The sequence below is a fragment of the Frateuria sp. GZRe12 genome (genome assembly GCF_051900535.1).
Taxonomy (GTDB): Bacteria; Pseudomonadota; Gammaproteobacteria; order Xanthomonadales; family Rhodanobacteraceae; genus Frateuria_A.
This window is the reverse complement of the sequence record NZ_JBHZGI010000003.1, coordinates 63150-83440: the sequence shown is the minus strand read 5'-3', so window position 1 is coordinate 83440 and position 20291 is coordinate 63150. Positions and strand designations below refer to the sequence as shown.

16 protein-coding genes are annotated in these 20291 nt (G+C 68.6%); 6 read left to right on the top strand and 10 right to left on the bottom strand.

What is annotated here, in order from left to right:
* Positions 1 to 3: 3 nt before the first annotated feature.
* From ACFWZ4_RS08940 to ACFWZ4_RS08930, 3 genes are read left to right on the top strand one after another with little or no spacing between them, the layout of a single operon-like run.
* Entirely contained in the window at positions 4 to 210 is a 207-nt protein-coding gene (locus tag ACFWZ4_RS08940; RefSeq protein WP_439704345.1) for a hypothetical protein, read from the top strand.
* Positions 211 to 230: 20 nt separating this feature from the next.
* Positions 231 to 851 carry a glutathione S-transferase family protein gene (locus tag ACFWZ4_RS08935; protein WP_439704344.1) on the top strand — a complete coding sequence of 207 codons (621 nt, stop codon included), beginning with the start codon at positions 231 to 233 and terminating at the stop codon, positions 849 to 851.
* A gap of 19 nt (positions 852 to 870) precedes the next feature.
* Entirely contained in the window at positions 871 to 1989 is a 1119-nt protein-coding gene (locus tag ACFWZ4_RS08930) for an SLC13 family permease (protein ID WP_439704343.1), read from the top strand.
* 81 nt (positions 1990 to 2070) lie between these two features.
* Here the strand turns inward: ACFWZ4_RS08930 and ACFWZ4_RS08925 are convergent, their stop codons facing one another.
* Positions 2071 to 2838: a GIN domain-containing protein gene (locus ACFWZ4_RS08925; protein WP_439704342.1), complete on the bottom strand. Its 768-nt coding sequence runs from the start codon at positions 2836 to 2838 to the stop codon at positions 2071 to 2073.
* A gap of 117 nt (positions 2839 to 2955) precedes the next feature.
* Between ACFWZ4_RS08925 and ACFWZ4_RS08920 the strand changes: the two genes are divergently transcribed.
* Positions 2956 to 3468: a hypothetical protein gene (locus tag ACFWZ4_RS08920; RefSeq protein ID WP_439704341.1), complete on the top strand. Its 513-nt coding sequence runs from the start codon at positions 2956 to 2958 to the stop codon at positions 3466 to 3468.
* 83 nt (positions 3469 to 3551) lie between these two features.
* Here the strand turns inward: ACFWZ4_RS08920 and mazG are convergent, their stop codons facing one another.
* The 5 genes from mazG to ACFWZ4_RS08895 are packed head-to-tail and all read right to left on the bottom strand — an operon-like array spanning position 3552 to position 7305.
* The gene (gene mazG, locus ACFWZ4_RS08915) at positions 3552 to 4352 is read right to left on the bottom strand and encodes a nucleoside triphosphate pyrophosphohydrolase (RefSeq protein WP_439704340.1); all 801 of its coding nucleotides are present in this window, start codon (positions 4350 to 4352) and stop codon (positions 3552 to 3554) included.
* A 3-nt stretch (positions 4353 to 4355) separates the two neighbouring features.
* Positions 4356 to 5180, bottom strand: coding sequence for a 3'(2'),5'-bisphosphate nucleotidase CysQ (cysQ, locus tag ACFWZ4_RS08910; RefSeq protein WP_439704339.1), 825 nt, complete (start codon positions 5178 to 5180; stop codon positions 4356 to 4358).
* On the bottom strand, positions 5177 to 5731 hold the full coding sequence (gene nudE, locus ACFWZ4_RS08905; RefSeq protein ID WP_439704338.1) for an ADP compounds hydrolase NudE: 555 nt from the start codon (positions 5729 to 5731) through the stop codon (positions 5177 to 5179). The genes cysQ and nudE overlap by 4 nt, the downstream gene beginning before the upstream one ends.
* A gap of 9 nt (positions 5732 to 5740) precedes the next feature.
* A complete protein-coding gene (locus tag ACFWZ4_RS08900) occupies positions 5741 to 6526 on the bottom strand; it encodes an inositol monophosphatase family protein (RefSeq protein ID WP_439704337.1) in 786 nt (261 codons plus the stop codon).
* Positions 6523 to 7305: a type II secretion system protein N gene (locus ACFWZ4_RS08895; protein WP_439704336.1), complete on the bottom strand. Its 783-nt coding sequence runs from the start codon at positions 7303 to 7305 to the stop codon at positions 6523 to 6525. Before ACFWZ4_RS08895 ends, ACFWZ4_RS08900 begins: the two co-directional genes overlap by 4 nt.
* Before the next feature lie 49 nt (positions 7306 to 7354).
* Between ACFWZ4_RS08895 and ACFWZ4_RS08890 the strand changes: the two genes are divergently transcribed.
* The gene (locus tag ACFWZ4_RS08890; RefSeq protein WP_439704335.1) at positions 7355 to 8734 is read left to right on the top strand and encodes an adenosylmethionine--8-amino-7-oxononanoate transaminase; all 1380 of its coding nucleotides are present in this window, start codon (positions 7355 to 7357) and stop codon (positions 8732 to 8734) included.
* Between the two features lie 97 nt (positions 8735 to 8831).
* Positions 8832 to 9566 (top strand): 16S rRNA (uracil(1498)-N(3))-methyltransferase, encoded by a 735-nt coding sequence (locus ACFWZ4_RS08885; protein WP_439704334.1) that lies wholly within the window; start codon positions 8832 to 8834, stop codon positions 9564 to 9566.
* A 137-nt stretch (positions 9567 to 9703) separates the two neighbouring features.
* On the opposite strand, the gene ACFWZ4_RS08880 is transcribed toward ACFWZ4_RS08885, so the two are convergent.
* The 4 genes from ACFWZ4_RS08880 to ACFWZ4_RS08865 form a co-directional block, all read right to left on the bottom strand.
* Entirely contained in the window at positions 9704 to 10195 is a 492-nt protein-coding gene (locus tag ACFWZ4_RS08880; protein ID WP_439704333.1) for a chemotaxis protein CheW, read from the bottom strand.
* Positions 10192 to 12000, bottom strand: a complete 1809-nt coding sequence (locus tag ACFWZ4_RS08875) for a chemotaxis protein CheB (RefSeq protein WP_439704332.1) — start codon at positions 11998 to 12000, stop codon at positions 10192 to 10194. Before ACFWZ4_RS08875 ends, ACFWZ4_RS08880 begins: the two co-directional genes overlap by 4 nt.
* Entirely contained in the window at positions 11993 to 18088 is a 6096-nt protein-coding gene (locus ACFWZ4_RS08870; protein WP_439704331.1) for an Hpt domain-containing protein, read from the bottom strand. Before ACFWZ4_RS08870 ends, ACFWZ4_RS08875 begins: the two co-directional genes overlap by 8 nt.
* Before the next feature lie 77 nt (positions 18089 to 18165).
* Positions 18166 to 20196, bottom strand: coding sequence for a methyl-accepting chemotaxis protein (locus tag ACFWZ4_RS08865; protein WP_439704330.1), 2031 nt, complete (start codon positions 20194 to 20196; stop codon positions 18166 to 18168).
* Between the last annotated feature and the right edge of the window lie 95 nt (positions 20197 to 20291).

The following is a 20291-nucleotide window of genomic DNA, read 5'->3' as shown; positions in this document are numbered from 1 at the left end:
GCCATGAGCGACAACCGCAAAACGACTCGCAGCCCACGCAACGGCCTGGGCATGGGTGTGGCCGTTGGCGTGGCCATCGGTGCCGCCCTCGGCGTCGCCCTGCACAACCTCGCGCTCGGTATCGGCCTCGGTCTGGCCATCGGCATTGCGCTGGGCAGCGCCATGCGTGGCCGCGGCACCGATGGTTCCCGGAAACCGCCGCGGGACTGACCGATCACGGAGACCGGCGCATGTACACGCTCTACTACGCCCCCGGCACCGCCAGCATGGTGGTGCACCTGGCCCTGCTGGAAGCCGGCGCGCCGCACGAGCTCAAGCTGATTGACCTGGATGCCGGGGCGCAACGCGATCCCGACTATCTCAAGCTCAACCCGCGCGGCGTGGTGCCCACCCTGGTGGTCGACGGCAAGCCGCTGGCGGAATCGGCCGCGCTACTGATGCTGCTGGCCGAGCGGCATCCCGACTCGCCGCTCGCGCCGCCGCCAGATACGCCGGAGCGGGCAGCCTGGTACCAGTGGATCGTCTACCTCAGCAACACGCTGATGTCGGCCTACCGCTTCTGGTTCTACCCGCAGGACCTGGACGACACGCCGGCCGTGCACGCAGCACTGCAACGGCGGATCGAGGGCGTGTGGGACCTGCTCGATGCCCAGCTGGCCGCACAAGGCCCGTACCTGCTGGGCGAGCGCTTCTCCGGCGCCGACCTGTTGCTGACCATGCTGATGCGCTGGTCGCGCAACATGCCACGCCCGGCGACCGACTGGCCGGCGTTGAAACGGCTGGCGGATCTCGTGCGGGCGCGGCCGAGCTGGCAGCGGCTGTACGAGGTCGAGGGCCTGCGCGAATGGTAGGCCTGCCACGCAAGAGCCGATGACCGGGCGCCACTGGCTGGGCCGGCTGAAGGCCGAATGGCTGCTGCTCGCCTTCGCCCTGCTCACGCTGGTGCTGGCGTTCGTCGATCCGCAACCTGCGGCCGCCTGGCGACGCTGGCTGCAGGGACCGACGCTCGCCGGCCTGGCCGGCCTGCTGATCGCCATCCAGGGCATCCGCGACAGCACGCTGGTGCAGCACGCTGCCGCACTGCTGGTCGCGCGCGCGCATTCGCTGCGCAGCCTGGGCCTGTTGCTGGTCAGCGCGACCGCACTGCTGTCCATGGTTCTCACCAACGACGTCAGTCTTTTCGTGCTGGTGCCGCTGACCGTGGCGATCGGCGGGCTTTCGAACCTGCCGGTGCTGCGCATGGTGGTGCTGGAGGCGCTGGCGGTGAACGCGGGTTCGACGCTGAGCCCGATCGGCAACCCGCAGAACCTGTTGCTGTGGCAGCACGGACAGCTGTCGTTCCTGGGCTTCGCCTGGGCCATGTTGCCGGCGGCCGCAGTGATGTTCGCGCTGGTAGCGGCACTGACCTGGGCGTGGCTGCCACGCGATCGCGTGGCGCTGGCGCCTCAGGCGCTGGACCGCCAGTCGGTGACCCGCGGCCTGGCCACGCTGTCGACGGTCGCGCTGGCGGCCATGGTGGTGCTGATGGAGTACGGCCATGCGGCGATCGGGGCCGGCACGCTGCTGCTGGTGTTCGCGCTCGCCGCCCCGCGCAGCCTGGCGCGGGTCGATTGGCTGCTGTTGCTCACCTTCGCCGCGATCTTCCTCGGACTTGGCCACCTGGCCGAGTTGCCGTGGGTCGACGCCGCGCTGGATCGCCTGGACTTCGGCCAGCCACTCACGCTCTACCTGGGTGGCATCCTCGCCTCGCAGCTGATCAGCAACGTGCCGGCGACCGTGCTGTTGCTCGAACGCGCGCACGACCCGATCGCGTTGGCGGTGGCGGTGAACGTGGGCGGCTTCGGACTGGCGATCGGTTCGCTGGCGAACCTCATCGCCCTGCGGCTGGCGCGCCAGCCGCACGGGCTGCGCGCGCTGCACCGGGTGTCGATTCCGTTCCTGCTGGTGTGCGCGCCGCTGGTGTACATAGCCTGGCGGTGGCTGAGGTAAAGATCCCCGTCCCTGCGTGGCTTCCGGCTGCCTGAGCGCGTCCGCGGGGGCGGTCGCGCTCAGGTGCTCCTGCAAAGGTTCTCAGTCGTCGTCGCGCGGCACGTCAACCTTGCCCTTGACCCCGTTGTGGCTCACGTCGCCGCTGCCCTTGGCACCGAGGCTGAGGTCGCCGCCCACGCCATCGACGTCCAGGTCGCCCGAGCCCAGTGTGTCGGCGTGCACGCTGCCGCGCACGTTGCGGAGGGTCACGTCGCCCGAGCCGATGCTGCCCACGCGCGCGTCGCCGCCGATCCCGCTTGCAGTGAGGTCGCCCGAGCCGACCGAGCCGACGTCCAGGCTGCCGACGTCGTGTGCCTCGGCATCGCCCGAACCCACGCTGGTGGCAAAGCGGCCGGCCACGTTGCGCACATGCAGATCGCCGGAACCAACGTGGCTGTCGAGCTGGGCGACCCCGCTGACTTCGGCATCGCCCGAACCCACGTCGACCGTCAAGGGCAGGCTGGCCGGGAGCTCGACCGTCACGTCCAGGTCGGCCTCGCCGCTGCCGAACCAGTGAAACCCACGGCCGTTGCCAAGTTCGAGGATGAGCTGGTCACCCTCGCGCCGCTGGGTGACGACCAGCTGGTCGAGCATGGCGCGGTCGGAAGCACAGGCCCGACCACGCACATCGAGCTTGCGGGCATCGGTCCGGCCGGTCACGTGCAGGTCGAAGCTGTGCACCTCGATCTGCACGGCGCGTACGCCGGCCAGGTCGACGCTCATGTTGCGAGGTGCCTCGAAGGCGCAGTCGTCGTTCGCGTGGCCGGCCAGCGGCGCAAGCAACAGCAGTGAGGCGAGGATGAGGCGCATGGGAGACTCCGCTTGGCTGAATGGACACCCGTTGGATGCATCCGGGGCCTTGAGGGTTGCAGTCAACCCAGCGCATGGGATCGCGTTTTCCGGAACACCCTCGAACGGAGCTCACCCATGGCACCCCGCATCCTGCTTGCCCCCGCCCTCGCCCTGCTGTTGGCCAGCCCCCTGGCCGAGTCGCAGGACGCGTCGCCCGCACCGCCGGCGGCACAGGCCCGCACCCTTCCCGCACCCGCGCCCATGGGCGAAGCCATGCATCGCATGCACATGGAGCACGGCCCCGACCTGGGCGAACGCATGCACGGGATGCGCATGCCGCATGGCCCCGGCATGGGCGCCATGACCGACCTGCACGCGCTGGAGCGGCTCTACCGCCGGGCCGGTCGCGAGAAGGATCTGGCTGGCATTTACAACGAGGTACTGGCCAAGTCGCAGGACCCGCATCTGCGCACCTATGCCTACCACCGCCTCGCCCGCCTGCAGGCGCAACCGGCGAGCTTCGACCAGGCGATCGCCACACTGCGCAAGAGTCTCTCCGAGAACCTCGCCAACGAGGCAAAGGTGCGTGCCGAGCGCGAGCGCATGCGTGCGCAGTGGCAGCAGGCGAAAACACCGGCGGCAAAGTAGCGCTGCGAATCGGAAGGAGCCACTTGGGGCGATGCCTCGCCGGTGAAGCGAAAAAAAGCCTCGCCTACAAGTGGGCTCCGTAGTTACGGTTCGACGGCTTTCGCCTGACGCCAGAGGGCTTCCTGTTCTTTCAGGCTCCGTTCGGCGAGCGGGCGGCCTTCCCCCGCGGCCAGCGTTTCCATGCAGCGGAAGCGACGCTCGAACTTCGCATTGGCGCGGCGCAGCGCGCGGGAGAAATCGACGCCCGCATGGCGGGCCAGATTGGCGGTGACGAACAGCACGTCGCCCAATTCGTCCTCCAGTCGCCCGGGATCGGCGCCGGCGTCGAATTCGGCGCGGACCTCGTCCACCTCCTCGGCCAGCTTTTCCAGCATCGGCCCAGGCTCGCGCCACTCGAAACCCACGCTCGCGGCGCGCTGCTGCAGCTTGGCCGCGCGCTTCCACTCCGGCAGGCCACGCGAGATGCCCGCCAACGCGCTGGGATCGTGTGCCTGGCCGCGTTCGGCGCGCTCGGCGGCCTTGATCGCTTCCCAGGCGCGCGTCTGCGCTTCGATGTTCTCGTAGCGCTCCTCGCCGAAGACGTGCGGATGACGCCGACGCATCTTGTCGGCGATACCGTGGGCGACATCGGCGAAGTCGAACAGGCCGCGCTCGCTGGCCATCTGCGCATGGAACACGACCTGCAGGAGCAGGTCGCCCAGTTCCTCGCGCAAATCCGCGAAGTCGCCGCGATCGATGGCGTCGGCGACTTCGTACGCTTCCTCCAGCGTGTAGGGCGCGATTGTGGCGAAGTCCTGCTGCACGTCCCACGGGCAGCCGTGCTCGGGATCGCGCAGGCGGGCCATGATCGCGAGCAAATCGTCGAGCGTGTAGCGACCCGCCATCCGTTACGCCGGCCTTGCCTTGCCCAGCCGCGCCTTCCACTCCACCGCGCGGTCGCCCACGGCGAGGAATTCCGGGTTGAGCACGGAGTCCTTGGTGTTGTATCGCAGCGGCTCGCCGGCGAGGTCCAGTACCGCGCCGCCGGCCTGCTCCAGCACGCATTGCGCCGCCGCGGTGTCCCACTCGCTGGTCGGGCCCAGCCGCAGGTAGAGATCGGCCACGGCGCGGGCGATCAGGCAGAACTTCAGCGAGGAACCCATGGGAAAGGGTTGGTAGGGTGTTTCCAGCAGCGCGTCGAGGAAGTCCTGCGTGTCGCTGCCGTGCGAGCGGCTGCCGGCAACGACCGCCGGCGCGGCCAACGCGCGCACGCCGATCTTCTGCCATTGGCCGTTGGCGTGCTGCTGAAGCCAGGCGCCCTGGCCGTCGGCGGCGGCGAACAGCTCGCCGGTGACCGGCGCCAGCACCACGCCGAGCACCGGGCGGTGGTCCTCGATCAGCGCGATGTTGACGGTGAACTCGCCGTTGCGCTTGACGAACTCACGGGTGCCGTCGAGCGGATCCACCAGCCAGTAGCGCGACCATGTCTGGCGCAGTTCCCATGGCGCAGCGCGCGCTTCTTCCGACAGCACGGGCACGTCGGGTGCGATGCGCGCGAGGCCCGCAGCGATCACGCGCTGGGCGGCCAGGTCGGCGGCGGTGAGCGGCGAGGCATCGTCCTTGTGCTGGACGGCGAATTCGTCACGATAGATGGCCAGAATCGCGGTCGCCGCTTCGCGCGCGATCGCACTCACCTCGGCCAGCAGGCCGGTCTCGGGGGCAACCGCGCTCATGGCTGGAACCGCCCGGCCAGGTACTCGCGCGCCATGAACAAGGCGGCGATCGAGCGGCCTTCGGTCACGTCGTCACGGCCGATCAGGGTGTGCAGTTCGGAAAGCTTCCATGGGACCACGTCCAACTCCTCGGGTTCGTCGCCGGGCAGGCGTTCGGGGTAGAGATCCTGTGCCAGCACCACGTGCGCCATGTGCGTCATGTAGCCGGGCGAAAGCGACAGGTTGTGCAGGATCTTCAGGCGGTTCGCGCCGTAGCCGATTTCTTCCTTGAGCTCGCGGTTCGCACCCTGTTCGGCGGTCTCGTCCTGGTCGAGCCGTCCCTTGGGCAGCGAGAGCTCGTAGCGGCCCACGCCGGCGCCGTATTCGCGGATCAGCAGGACGGTCTCCTCGTCGAGCATCGGCACGATGATCACCGCACCCAGGCCGCTGGCGCGCAGGCGCTCGTAGGTACGCTTCTCGCCGTTGGAAAATTCCAGGTCCAGTTGCTCGACGCGCAGGAAGCGGCTGTCGACGCATTCGCGGGTGGCATGGATGATCGGTGGCTTGCGCATCAGGACATTCTAGCCCGCGGTTTCATGATGCAAGCGTGCAAGCGCCTGGGCGTGGATCGGTGGCACGCCGGCCAGCACGCTGGTGGTCTCCAGGGTGGGCGCCCGACCTTGCAGGTCGGTGAACACGCCCCCGGCCTCGCGCACGATCACCGCCAGCGCGGCGACGTCCAGGATGTTCACGTCCGACTCGATCACCAGGTCCAGTCCCCCGCGTGCAAGCAGGTGGTAGTGGCAGAAGTCGCCATAGCCGCGGATGCGGTTGCTATCGCGGATCAGCACACCGAGCGCGTCCCAGCGGGCATCGGCGGTGAGCGTCCTGACGTTGCCGATGGACAGCGCAGCCTGCGCCATCGTGTCGGTGCGGGCCACCTGCACGCGTTCGCCATCGAGCCAGGCGCCGTCGCCGCACCGCGCCCACATCGTCTCGCCGTAGACCGGCGCGCTGGAAACCCCGAGCACCAGTTCGCCGCGGTCCATCAATGCGATCTGGGTGGAAAAGAACGGCGTGCGGCGCACGAAGCTCTTGGTCCCGTCGAGCGGATCGACCAGCCACAGCAGGCCGTCGCGCGCGCCCTCCAGACCGTATTCCTCGCCATAGATCGCCGCCTGCGGAAGCGCCTGGGCGAGCACGGCGCGGATCGCCTGTTCGGCCTCGCGGTCGGCCACGGTCACTGGCGTGGCGTCGGCCTTCCATTCGACCGCCACGCCGCGGTTCCAGTAGTGGCGGATGATGTCCGCCGCCGCGGCGGCGGCCTCGCGTGCGGCGGACAGGGCGTGTTCGGCGTCGTAATTCATGGGGTGGTTTCCGGCGGGGCGGCGGCCAGGCCGCCGCGGCGATGCAGGTGGATGGTGCCATCCGCATCCGGGCGGCCCAGGCGTGCCAACCAATGGCGCAGTGCCGGGTCGGCGGTGCGCGGTTGCAGCCGAAGATCCAGGCGCCAACCGAGCGGACTGGCTTGCCATTGGCCTTCGGTACGCAGCGGCCCGTTGCGCCGGTCGTGCAACTGCCCGGCCAGCACACCGTTCGAACCATGAAGGTCCATGTCGATGTCGCCCAGTGCAACGGCGTGCGCACGCGTCTGCATGGACGCGTCGCGCCATTGCACCTGACCGTCGAGTTCGACCGGCCAGTTTCCCTGCAATACGGCCCGCTGCAGCGTCATCGCCAGCGTGCCGCGCGGCGTTCCGAGCGATGAATCGAACTTCGGCGCCCAGGCCCCCAGGTCGGCACGCAACGAAGCGTCGGTCCAGACCGAACGGCCTTCGCCATCGCGTTGCAGATGGCCATGGGCGGTAAGCCTCGGTCCGACGAACTCCAGTTGCAGATCCAGGCGCCCCCACAGCAGAGCCCGCGAAAGTCGCCACTGCACCTGTCCCAACGAACGGCCATCCAGGCCGCGCAACTGCCCGGCGCCGCCGTTCCAGACCAGCCCATGCACGCCTTCGAGTTCGAGGCCATGCAGCCGCGCCTGCAAGAAGGGCACGGCCCAGCGCGCCGGCAGCAACAACACCAGCAGCCCAACCAGCATCAGCACGATGGCGACAGTCAGCCAGGCGGCACGCGAGCGCTTCACTAGGTTCCTTCAACTTGAGCGGCCATGCCGCAACGCCGATCATAGCGGGATGGACATTCCCTTCCCCGATGCACCGGCCATCGCCGGCAACGCCGCGCTGGCCGCGCGGGACCTCCGGCACGTGTGGCACCCCTGCACGCAGATGCACGACCACGAGAGCATCCCGATGGTGCCTATCGTGCGCGGCGAGGGCGCCTGGCTGGTGGATGCGGACGGACGCCGCTACCTGGACGGCGTCAGCTCGTGGTGGACCAACATCTTCGGCCATGCCAACCCGCGCCTGGCCACGGCGCTCGCCGATCAGGCGCAGCGGCTGGAGCATGTGATTTTCGCCGGCTTCACCCACGAGCCGGCGATTGCGCTGGCCGAGGAGCTCGTGCGCATCACGCCACCGGGACTGGAGCGAGTCTTCTACGCCGACAACGGTTCGGCGGCGGTCGAGGTGGCGCTCAAGATGAGCTTCCACTACTGGCTCAATCGGGGGCACGGCGAAAAGACGCGCTTCATCGCGCTGACCGGCAGTTATCACGGAGAGACGCTGGGCGCGCTGTCGGTGAGCGACGTGGCGCTGTACCGAAAGACCTACGCCCCGCTTCTCTTGACGCCGATCCTCGCGCCCTCGCCGGATGCCTACGAGGGCGCGCCGGGCGAGACACCGGCACAGGTGGCCGCGCGACGGCTCGAAGAACTGCGAGCCCTGCTCGAGCGCCACGCGCACGAGACTTGTGCAGTGATAGTCGAACCGCTGGTGCAGTGCGCCGGTGGCATGCGCATGTACCACCCGGATTACCTGGCCGGCCTGCGCCGGTTGTGCGACGAGTTCGATGTGCACTTCATCGCCGACGAAATCGCCGTCGGCTTCGGCCGTACCGGCACGCTGTTCGCCTGCGAGCAGGCATCGATCACGCCGGACTTCATGTGTCTGTCCAAGGGACTGACCGGCGGCACCCTGCCGCTGTCGGCGGTGGTCACGACCGAGGCGGTGTACGCCGCGTTCTATGCCGAATACAACGCCGGCAAGGCGTTCCTGCACTCGCACAGCTACACCGGCAACCCGCTGGCCTGCCGCGTGGCGCTGGAGACACTGGCGATCTTCCGCGACGAGCCGGTGCTGGAACGCAACCGCGTGCTGGCCGCGCACCTGGCGCAGCGGCTTGCTCCCCTGCGTGATCATCCGCACGTGGCCGACGTGCGCCAGACCGGCATGATCGCGGCGGTCGAGCTGGTCGCCGACAAGCGCGCGCGTACGCCGTGGCCGGCAACCGAGCGGCGAGGCATGCGCGTCTACCTGCATGGGCTTGAGAACCGTGCGTTGCTGCGTCCGCTGGGCAACGTGGTGTATTTCATGCCGCCCTACGTTGTCACGACCGATGAAATCGACCACCTGGTGGACGTGGCCATCGCCGGGATCGAGCGCGCCGTGGCGTAACGGCCGACCGGGAGCCTCCGTCCCGAGTGAAAGGAACATCGCCCGCGGGCGGGTGCCTGCACCGATCCCACCATTCGCAAAGCCCCAAGGACCGTTCATGCGCACGATCCGCATCCATGTCGACGAACCGCTTTCCCCCGGCATCGAGCTGAGCCTGCCGTCACAGGCGGGCGAGCACGTGGCGCGCGTGCTGCGCCTGGGAGAAGGCGCACCGCTGGTGTTGTTCAATGGCGATGGCCACGACTACGAGGCGGTCATCACCCAGGTCGGCAAGCGTGAGGTGCGCACGCGCATTCAGGGCAGTCAGGCTGTCGCTAACGAATCATCCCTGCCGCTCACGCTGGCCCAGGGTGTAGCGCGCGGCGAGAAGATGGACCTGATCGTGCAAAAGGCGACGGAGCTGGGCGTGGCCCGCATCGTGCCGCTGCTGACCGAGCGCTCGGAGGTTCGGCTCGATTCGGCGCGTGCGGAAAAACGGCTGGCCCACTGGCGCGCCGTGGTTGCCAGCGCCTGCGAACAGAGCGGTCGCGCGCGGTTGCCCGTGATCCTGCCGACGCAACCGCTCGAGGTTTGGCTGCGTTCCTTGCAACAGGATGGTGCCTTGCGCTTGGCGCTGCTACCCGAGGGCGACCGGTCGCCTCGCTCGCTCGGGTTTGGCCCGGCCGGAGGTTTGCTGGTGGTAGGGCCGGAAGGCGGCCTGGGTGAGCGCGACGTATCCAGCCTCACGGGTGCGGGCTTTGCCGGTTTGCGACTGGGCCCGCGCATCCTGCGGACCGAGACGGCGGGGCTTGCTGCGCTCGCGGCGCTGCAGGCGTTGCACGGGGATCTGTAGGCGGGCCGGTTCGCTACGTCGCTGCTGCGGCGTTGCGTCGCCCGGAGGCAACGCCAGCGTGCGGGTTTGAGGGGGCGCTCAGACTTCGCTCTGCGGGCTGCGCCCGGCGCGATCGGTTGCCTGCGTGCCGCGCGGCGTCAGGCGGCGCCGACTTGTTCGTCCAGGCTCAACAAGGCGGCCAACTCATCCTCGATGCCTTCCAGGTCAGGAATCACCGCGATGTCATCGCGCACCAGCACCTGTGCCTTCACGCCAGGCGGCAACGGCGCGCCGTCATGAGTGGGAATGATCAGCTCGGCATTGAGGGTGGTCAGGCGCGGGAAGCCCTGGGTCACGACCGCCACGAAAGGCAGCTTGGCGTTGTTGCCCAGCGCCTTGAGCACGGCCACGCGAACGGCGAGGTCGGCATCACCCTCGGGCGCGCCAGCGAGCTTGGTGAAAGACACCAGCGGCACTCGCCATCCACGCCAGGCAATACGGCCGAGCAGCCACTCGGGAGCACCTTCGACCGGCTCGGGAGTCGGCAGGGTGATCACTTCGGCCACGGTGGCATTGGGCAACAGCAGGCGCAGCTGGCCTACCGGCACAAGCACGCAGCGGATTTCGCGCGGCAAGGGTTGATCGCTCATGACTGACCTTCCGGAGAGTTCTCGGCCAGGCGTGCTGCAAGTTCGCGCGGCGTGCCGGCATGATGGGACAGGTTTTCGGCCAGCACGCCGCTGACCATATCGGCCGGATGCGTGCCGCCGCTGGCTTCGACCCAGACCTGGCCGCCGCGATCGTGCACCGCCTGGCAACCGGCCACCGCGTCGGTGGAGCGGCCGGCGAACACGATCGCGATCACGTCGCCGCCGAAAGCGTCGGCCGCCTGGGTGAAACTGGCATCGATCGAGGGCGCATGCGCAGCGCCTGCCTCGATCGGCTGCAATTGGATCGAGCCGTCCCGACGCACGGTCACCTGGCGATCGGACGGAACCACGATGACTTCGCCCGCGACTGCTCGAAGGTCGGCGTCGGCCAGGCGCACCGGCAACGCGCATTGGGAAGCGAAATACTCGACCAGGCCATCCGCCGGGCGACCGGCCAGGTGCTGGGTATGCAACACGGTGGCGTGCAGCCCGGCGGGCAGCGCCGCCAGGAACTCGCCGACGGACGCCGTGCTTTCGGTGGTGGCGCCGAGCACCACCAATCGCGTCAACGCGCTGGATGGCGCCTCGAGCACCATCTCGTGCGCGGGCGCGAAATCCTGCGGCGCGATGGCTTCCTCGAGCGAAACCAGTTCCAGGCTGAGACCGGGAAGCACCGGGGAGGCGCCATCATCGGCGTCGGGCGCGAGATAGTCGGAGGCACTGACCTTTTCGATGCCGAACACGCCCGGGCCGGGGTGCTCGACGGGAGCTTCAGCCTCCGGCGCGAGATAGTCGAGGATGCTGACCTTTTCGATCCCGAAGTCAGCCGGGGCTGCATGCTGGACGGTAGGCGCGGAAGCATCGGCGGGTGCGTCACCGTCAAGCAGCGTCCAGCCGTCCGAGAGGCGCGCCGCAGCGACCGGCTCGGCCGCCACGCGGGCAACGGTGGCGGTCACCTCTTCCCCGATCGGGGCCAGCTCCAGGTGGTCGAGCTGGAAGGAGGTGTGTGCCGGCGGTGCCACTGCGGCAACGACGTCGCTCGCCTCGGCGTGTTCCATATCGTCGATCGGCGACAATTCCAGCGTGGCGAGAGACGACAGCGCATCGCTCACGGCGGCCTGCGGGGTCGCCTGCACGGTGACATCGCCCGCGACAGCAGTCTCGGCTTCGGCCACAAGTCCGGCCCCGAAATCGCCGTCATGCAAGGCCATGCCGTCGCCCGCATCGTAATTGAGGCCGGTACCGAAGTCGCTGGCCTCCTCCGCCGGCGTATCGGAGGCGAGCAAGGCTTCCAACTCGGCCGCGAGGGTTTCGGAAACGGCCGCCTGGCGCGCCTCCTCATCGACCTGCGGAGCCACGTCAACGTTCTCGGTGCCGGCATCGGCTGGCATCGGTTCGACGACGATCGCCGCGGCGGCAAGGCTTTCGGTGACGACTTCGGCCGGCGCTGGCGGGCGCGGCGGATCGGCATCGCCGATCGCCAGCACCTTCATCGCCAGGTGGCGCGCCCAGCGCGCCCGGTCCCAGCCTTCCAGCCGGCGGCTGGCCTGCGCGTCGTTGAACACCACCCGCGGGCGGTCGCCCTCCAGGGTTTCGTCCAGGCGATCCAGCGCGCTGTCGTCCTCGTCGTCCAGGTTGACCACCAGCACGTCGGCGTCAACCGAAGACAGGAGCTCACGGCTCAGGTCCTTCAGCGTGCCTTCGTGCACGATCCGCGCACCGCGTTCCTGCAGGGCGCTGCGCAACTGCTCACCCAGGCCCGCGTCGTCGAACAGCAGCGCGACCGCCGGTACCGCCTCAGCCATGGACCGCCTCCATCGCCATCGCGCGCTGGTCCAGCACTTCGGCGATCTGCGCCAGCAGCTCGGCTTCCTGGTAGGGCTTGCCGAGGTAGCGGTCGACGCCGATGTCGAAGGCGCGCTGGCGGTGTTTGTCGCCGGTGCGCGAGGTGATCATGATGATCGGGACCTCGCGCAGGCGCGGGTCCGCCTTCATCTGCGTGGCCAGCTCGTAGCCATCCATGCGCGGCATCTCGATGTCCAGCAGCATCATGTCGGGCACGCGATCGTGCAGCTTCTCCAGCGCGTCGACGCCGTCCTTCGCGGTGAATACCTCGTAGTCGTGGCGTTCCAGCACGCGGCCGGTGACCTTGCGCATGGTGATCGAGTCGTCGACCACCATCACCAGCGGCTTGGCGCGCTGCTCTTCGATCAGCGGCGAGGCGACCGCGCTCAGGCCGTCGGCCAGGCGCTGCTCGCGACGGGCGATACCGTGGCGGACCAGCGGCGGCAGGTCGAGAATGATCAGCACCGAGCCGTCACCCATGATGGTCGCGCCGAGCACGCCCGGCACCGAGCTCACCTGCGGACCGACCGACTTGACCACGATTTCGCGCGAGCCGATCACCGCGTCGATGCGGATCGCGGCGCGCAGGTCGCCGGCGCGGGTCAACAGCAGCGGGAGCTGCTCTTCCTCGATCACCGGGTTCGGCTGCAGGCCGAGCAAATCGGCCAGGTCGTGGATGCTGTAGGCGTCGCCGTTGTACTCGAACGTCGGGTTGGCATCGCCCAGGCGCGCGCCCAGGTCGTCCGGGCTGATCCGGGCCACGCCCTGCACCGAGGTCATCGGGATGGCGAAGGTCGCTTCGCCGATGCGCACCACGATGGCCTGAGTCACCGCGAGGGTGAACGGCAGGCGCAACACGAAGGTCGTGCCCTGGCCCTGGTGCGACTCGATCGCCAGCGAGCCACCGAGCTGCTTGATTTCGTTGGCGACCACGTCCATGCCCACGCCACGACCGGCGAGCTGGGTGACGTGGCTGGCGGTGGAGAAGCCGGTCTGGGTGATCAGGCCGAGCAGTTGGTCGTCGCTCGGACGCGAATCGGCGCGCAACAGGCCACGCTCGATCGCGCGGGTACGGATCGCGTCGCGATCCAGGCCGCGGCCGTCGTCGCTGACGCGCACGACCACCTCGGTGGCCTCGCGGGCTACGCGGATGCGCACTGCGCCTTCGGTGGGCTTGCCCGCTTTGCGGCGATCGGCCGGCGATTCGATGCCGTGCGCGATGGCGTTGCGCAGCATGTGCTCGAACGGCGCCTTGATGCGGTCGAGCAGGTTGCGGTCCATTTCACCGTGGGCGCCCTCGACGTACAGCTGGGCGCTCTTGCCTTCTTCCTGCGCGGCCTGGCGCAGCGTGCGGCGCAGGTTCGGCACCATCGTGTCGAACGGCAGCATGCGGGTGCGCAGCAGACCGTCCTGCAGCTCGGCGCTGACGCGCGACTGCTGGATCAGCAGGGTTTCGGACTGGCGGGTGAGCTCGTCCAGCATGTTCTGGATCGAGACAAGGTCGGATACCGACTCGGCCAGCGCACGCGAGTACTGCTGCAGCTGCGAGAAGCGGTCGAGTTCGAGCGGGTCGAACACGCCGATGCCTGCCTCGCGGTGCTCGCGCTGGAAGCGCGCGATGATCTGCGCTTCGGTCTCGATTTCGAGCATGCGCAGCTGGCTGCGCAGACGCTGCACGGTCTGGTCCAGCTCGACCAGGTTGAAGCGGTAGCCGGCGACCTGCTGCTCCAGGCGCGAACGGTAGATCGCCACCTCGCCGGCATGGTTCACCAGGTTGTCGAGCAGTTCCGCGCGGACGCGGATCTGTTCCTGCGTGGAGCGGACCTCTTCTTCCTCGCGCTCGGGCAGCAGCTCGGGGAGCAGTTCCGGCAGGGGCGCGGCCGGGAGCCGGGCCGAGGGCGCCGCGACGGGCGCGGACTCGTGGCCTTCGTCCGCCAGCGCTTCCTGGCCGGCCATCGCCAGCAGTCGATCGATCAGTGCCTGCGGGTACTCGATCGGCTGGCCCTGCGAAACGCGCTTGACCAGCGAATGCAGAGTGTCGAAACCGGCTTCGAGGGCACCGATGAGCTGCGCCGTGTCGCGTTCGGCGACCGGCTTCTCCAGCAGGGTCTCGATGGCATGGGTCAGGTCGCCCACCGGCACCAGGCCGGCGATGCGGGCACCGCCCTTGAGCGTATGCAGGTCGCGCTGCACGCCGGCGGCATGCGCCGTCTCGGCAGGCTCGGCACGCCATTCGGCCAGCAGGCCGTCGGCATGGTCGAGCAGTTCGTTCGCTTCCTCGGTGAAGATCTCGAGCAGGTCCGGGTCGATCTGCCCGACCCACGGCTGCGCGGCCGTGCTGTCAACGGCGAACGGCACGAACGGTTCGATGGCTGCCTCGATCGGTTCCCCGGCAGTGTCGACCAGGTCGTCGTCGGCGATGACCGATGCTTCGACGGGCTCGACTGTGGACGTTTCGACCGTTTCGTCGGCCACGTCTTCCGCGGTTTCCGGCAGCAGCGCCTCCACGCCCTCGACGGTGTCTTCCCCGACAGGAGCGACGTCCGCTTCGGCGTTCTCGTCCGAAACAGCCACCTGCTCGGGCAGCAGGGCGGCGGTTTCCCGTTCGGACTCCGCTTCGCTCGATGCCTCCAGCTCCGGTTCCTGCGAACCGTCGTTGTCCGACAGTTCGAGGACACCGTCCGGATGGGTCTCGGCATCGTTCGTCGCGCCGACATCCGTCGCCGGCGCGAGCGGCTGGCCATCGGATGGTTCGCTCAGCAGGCTGTCCAACAATGCAGCCAGGCTTTGTTCGTCGTCAGCGTGGCCGGCATCGATCGCCAGGCCCTCACTGGAACCGGCAACTTCGGCCGTTTCCAGGTCGAACGCGTCGAGTGCCGCCAGCAGCTCGCCGGCGTACGCGTCATGTTCGTCATGCTCGGCGGCTTCGCCCGAAGCATCCGCCGCAGCCGGCTCGCCGAGCGCGTCGTCGAGGCCCGCATCGAGCGCGGCGGCGACGGCGTCGTCCGGAAGGTCGGTCGGCAGGTCTTCCGCGTGCGGGTCGAACAGCACGTGCGCGACTTTCGGCTCGGGCTGGCCGTCGCGCAGCTCGGTCAGGCGCGCGGTGAGTGCGTCCACCGACGGCAGCTGCGGCTCGGCGGCGTCAAACTGAGCCATTACGTGATCGACCACGTCGGCCGATTGCGCGAGCAGGCGGGTGCCCTCTTCCGAGAGCGGCTGGCTGGCCGCGCGCAGGCGCTTGAGCAGGCTTTCCAGTGGCGAGAGCAACTGGGTCAGCAGCGGGATGTCCACCATCGCGATGGCGCCGTGCAACGTGTGCACCGCGCGCAGCAGGGCGTCATCGATGCGCAGCTCACCATCGGCGCGAGCCAAGGCGCCACGGATCGCCTGCAGGTACTGCGCCACTTCGCTGCGCAGGATTTCCAGCAGCACGGGATCCACCGGCGGCATCACCGGCATGGCAATCGTTTCGACCGGCTCGTGCGAAGTTTCGACAGCGGCGGTCTGGTCGGTGTGGGCGGCGACCGGCACGGCCCCGGCGGCGGCATCGAGGCGTGGCACGCGACGGCGAACCACACGGCGCACGGTTTCCGTGGCAGCCGGTGCATGGTCTTCGAGCTGCGCCATCTCGCCGGCGGCCAGGCGCTCGGCCGTGGCCATGATCGCGGCCAGCGGCACACTCGGCGTGCCCTCGCCCTTGAGCGCGGCAAGCAATTGCGGCAGCGCGCCGATGGCGGCTGTGACCAACGCCTGCACGCCCTCGTGCGGCTGGATGGTGGCATCCAGCACGCGGTTGAGCATGTTCTCGACCTTCCAGGCGAACTCGCCAAGCACGCTGGCGCCGACCAGGCGGCCGGAACCCTTGAGCGTGTGGAAAGAACGGCGGATCGGGGTGATCGCGGCCAACTGCATCGGGTCAGCCAGCCAGCCCTTTTCGGCGCCGCGCAGGTTGTCGATTTCCTCCTGCATTTCCTCCAGGAAGATCTCGCGGATGTCGTCGTCGATGCCCTCGGTGCCCAACTGGAACCCGGCATTGCCGGCCAGCGCGTCGGCGACCGGCACTTCCTCGAGGACTTCTTCCTCGATCTCGATCCAGTCGCCCTCATCGCCGTCATGCGACGAGACGGTGAGCGGCTCGGTCTGCGCCAGGCGCAAGCCGGCCAGTTCGTGCGCGCCGGGCTGCAGCGGCTCGCTGCTGCCGACCATCAGGTCATCCAGGCCATGGCCATCGGCCAGGCTGACCGGTTCGGACAGGGCGGGCTCAGACGGTTCTTCCGCAACGACCGGCGCGGGAGCCTCGTAAGCCATCGCGGCGCGCGCGGCCGGCAACGGCCAGTAGCCGAGCGAGCCGAGGCTGTGCTCGGCCACGTCCAGGATGTGCTCCAGCCCGCCGCGATGCTCGCGGGCGGCCTCGAGGTAATACTCCAGCGCGGCAAGGGCATCGGCAAGATGGTCCATCTGCGCGCTGCCTGGCACGCGCCGGTCGACGAGCATTTCGTTGCCAATGAAGCGGCCAATGCCTTCGGCCAGTTCCGACGGACGCGGCGCGGACAGCATGCGCATGGCGCCAGCCACTTCGTCCATCAAGGCCGGGGTGCCGTGCAGCTGAGCATGGTCCCAACCGGCCTCGACGAAGGCGACGATGGCGTCCTTCACCTTGGCGGCGTTGGCGATCGCCTCCTGCATGAGCGAGGCCAGGATGCTGCGCGCTTCGCTGCGCGGCAGCGCAGGCGTCGCGTCGCCCTCGACCGGCAGGCTTTCATCGGCCAGGCCGTCATCGGCGCCAAGGCTCTCGATGTGGTCGTCCAGCGAGGATTCGACGTAGAGCAGCGCCCCCGCGACATCCAGCAGCACGCCTTCTTCGGCCGCGCGGACCTTGTGTGCGATCTCTTCCAGCACGCGGCGCTGTTCGTTGACCACGCGACGCGGCACGGCCAGCGCCAGCATGCCCAGTGTGTCGCCGACGCGCTCGAGCACCTCGCCCTGCGCGGACAGCTGGGCGGGATCGCCGTCGCTCTGGCGCAGGAACAGGTCGAGCGCTTCCTTCACCCGCAGCAGGTCTTCCTTCAGTGCCTTGGACACCGAATCGAGCAGCGCGCGGTTGTGGCCGGCCATCGACCCGCGCGCGTGCTCCAGTTCGGCGGCGTCGGGCAACAGGCTGTCCAGACGGTAGGTCTGTTTCAGCAGCGCCATCTGCGGGCTGGCCTGACGGGCCTGCGCCACGATGAAAAGCAGTTTGCTCGCGAGCTCGTCGGCATCGCCGCCGCGCAGGCTGGCTTCACCCTGTTCGACGAGCTGGCGGATGTTGCGGTCGACCTTGCCGATCAACTGGCGGATCTCGGCCGCATGGCTCTTGAGCACGCCCTGTTCCAGACCTTCCAGCACGCCGGCGGCGATCCACCACAGGCGACGACCCGGTACGGTCCAGCAGCGACCGGCGATCCCCAGCAGCGTTTCGCGCATGCCGAGCAACTGTTGCGGCGCGTTCTGGCCACGGAACCAGGCTAGCAACTGCTGCTGGAAACGCAGCCGCAGCGTGGTGATCGCGCTGCGCTGGGAAGCCACGTCGACCTCGCCCTGCGCACCCGGCGCCTGCACCGGCAGCGCCTGTTCCAGGTTCGGGTTGAACAGCGCCGCCTCGGACAGGGCCTGCTGGTCGCGGCTTGCGCGCAGGTCGTTAAGCAGCGGCAGCAACACCACCGGCACGTCGCGATGGCCACCGGAAAGGCGTTCGAGATAGTCGGGCAGCTGCATCAGGCCGCGCATAAGCGCGCCGAAGGCGTCGTCGCGCTGCCGGATATGGTCCTCCAGCAGGCAGATCGCCAGCGTCTCCATCTCTTCGGCAACCATCGCGGCGCCGTAGAGCTCGACCATGCGAAGAGTGCCCTGCACCTGATGCAGATGATCCACACAGCCGCGCATGACCTCGCGCTTGCCGGGGTTCTCTACGTAGGATTCCAGCGCCTCGCGGGCCCGCGCCAGGGTCTCGTCGAGCTCCGGCTTGACCCACTGCAGGGTGGTGAAATCGATGTGGTCTTGAAGTCTCATGCGCCCCTCTTGAGCGGCTGCGCGCTACGCACGCATCGCACAACCGTTCGAGGTTGCCCTCTGTCGGTAAACGTTGATCAACCCGGCAGCTTGAAGTGCGCCACCGAGCGCCGCAGGTCGCTCGCCAGCTGCGCCAGGTAGCCGATCGAATCGGCCGTCTGGCTCGCGCCTTGCGAGGTCTGCGAAGTGATTTCCTGGATCGCGTTCATCGACTGCGAAATGTCGGTCGCCGCCGCGGACTGCTGACGCGCCGCGGTGGAGATGTTCTGAATCAGCGCCGACAGGTCGTGCGAGACGCGCTCGATGTCGCCCAGCGCGCTGCCGGCGTCCTCGGCCAGGCGTGCACCGGCGACCACCTCGGAGGTGGTCTGCTCCATGGAGCTGACCGCTTCGTTGGTATCGGACTGAATGGTCTGCACCAGCGTTTCGATTCGCTTGGTCGCGCTGGCGGAGCGTTCCGCCAGGCGCTGCACTTCGTCCGCCACGACCGCGAAACCGCGGCCCGCCTCGCCGGCCGACGCCGCCTGGATGGCCGCGTTCAACGCCAGGATGTTGGTCTGCTCGGCGATGTCGTTGATCAGTTCCACGATCGAGCCGATTTCCTGCGAGGACTCGCCCAGGCGCTTGATGCGCTTGGAGGTTTCCTGGATCTGGTCGCGGATCGAGTCCATGCCGGAGATGGTCTCGCGCACCACTTCGGCGCCGCGCGAGGCGATCTGCACCGATCGTTCGGCCACGTCGGCCGACTCGGCCGAGTCCTTGGACACGTTGTCCATGAGGCTCGCGATCTGGTTGATCGCCGAGGTCGCCGTGCTGATTCGCGCGGCCTGGCTCTGCGCCGCGTCGGCCAGGTGGCGCGCGGTGGTCTGGGTTTCCTGCGCCGACGAGGACACCTGCTCGGAGGTCTCGTTGATCGTGGTCACCAGGGTGCGCAGCTCGTCGATGGCGTAGTTCACCGAGTCGGCGATCGCGCCGGTGATGTCCTCCGACACCGTGGTCTTGACGGTCAGGTCGCCTTCGGCGAGCGAGCCCATCTCGTCCAGCAGGCGCATGATAGCCTCCTGGTTGCGCTGGTTCAGCTCGGTCGAATCCTGGAAGCGCTTGCGCTGGTCGCGCACCAGGGTAACCACCAGCAGCAGCGCGAAGGCCACCGCGCCGGCAGCGCCCAGCACGCCCCACCACACGTTCGGGAACAGGCGGCGGAACGGCAGCTTGCCGATCTGGTCGGACAGCTCGTTCGCACGCAGCAGCACGTTCTGCGAATCCAGCGAGGCCTGGTTGCCGGCGTTCTTCACGTCGGCGATCGGCGCCGCCGCAGACACCAGCTTGGCGATCGGCTCGGCCAGCGCCTCCCAGTTGCCCTGCATGTCGGTAAGGATCTTGCGCGCGTTGGCGTCGCCCATGGCTTTGACGCCGGCATCGGCGTTGCCATCGGTCAGGCCCTTGAGCACCGTGCCGTACAGCTGCGCGTCGCGCGCGAGGCCGTCGGCCGCCGCCTGTGCGGAGTCGCCGCCCTGGAGCACTTCCTGCACGCGGCGAACCATGCGGTCGGCAAGCAGCATCTGGCGCGAGGAACCGAGCATCTGCTCGGCGCTGCCATTGCGCTGCTGCAGGATGTTGGTGACCTGGTCCATGCTCGAGTTGAGCAGCGGCATCTGCTGCGAAAGCTTGTCCGCGCGCTGGGCCGAATCCAGCACGACGCCCTTGTTGGACAGGATTTTCCTGATGTCACCGTCGAGTTGGCCCCAGGCATTGACCAGGGCAGTCACGCTGCGACCGGCCGGCGTGGCGTTGTTGTCGCCGTAGGCCTCCATGCCTCCCTTGGGGTCGCCCTTGGCGAGCTTGAGCACCGCCGCGTCGATCGCGTTGCGGGTGCTCTCCAGTTCCTTGAAGGAATCGACGTTGCCGTCCGAGGCCTCGAGGGCGTACTTGGCGGTCTGCTGCGACAGCACCTGGATCTGTGTGGTCAGCGCACTGGCCTGGCGGTCCTCGCCGTTCTTCTGGTTCAGCAGGAAGAAGTCCAGTGCCGCGAAACCGATCGCTATCAGCAGCAGGACGATGAGGCCTGTATAGCCCCGTTCCTTGCCGATGCCCCCTGTAGTGCTCATCGTTACACCTCGTCCGTCTTCCATCCCGCCGGGCCGCGCTTCGACCGCGCTGCGCTGGCGGGACCTCTCGCCCCTGGTATCCGGCCACGCACGGC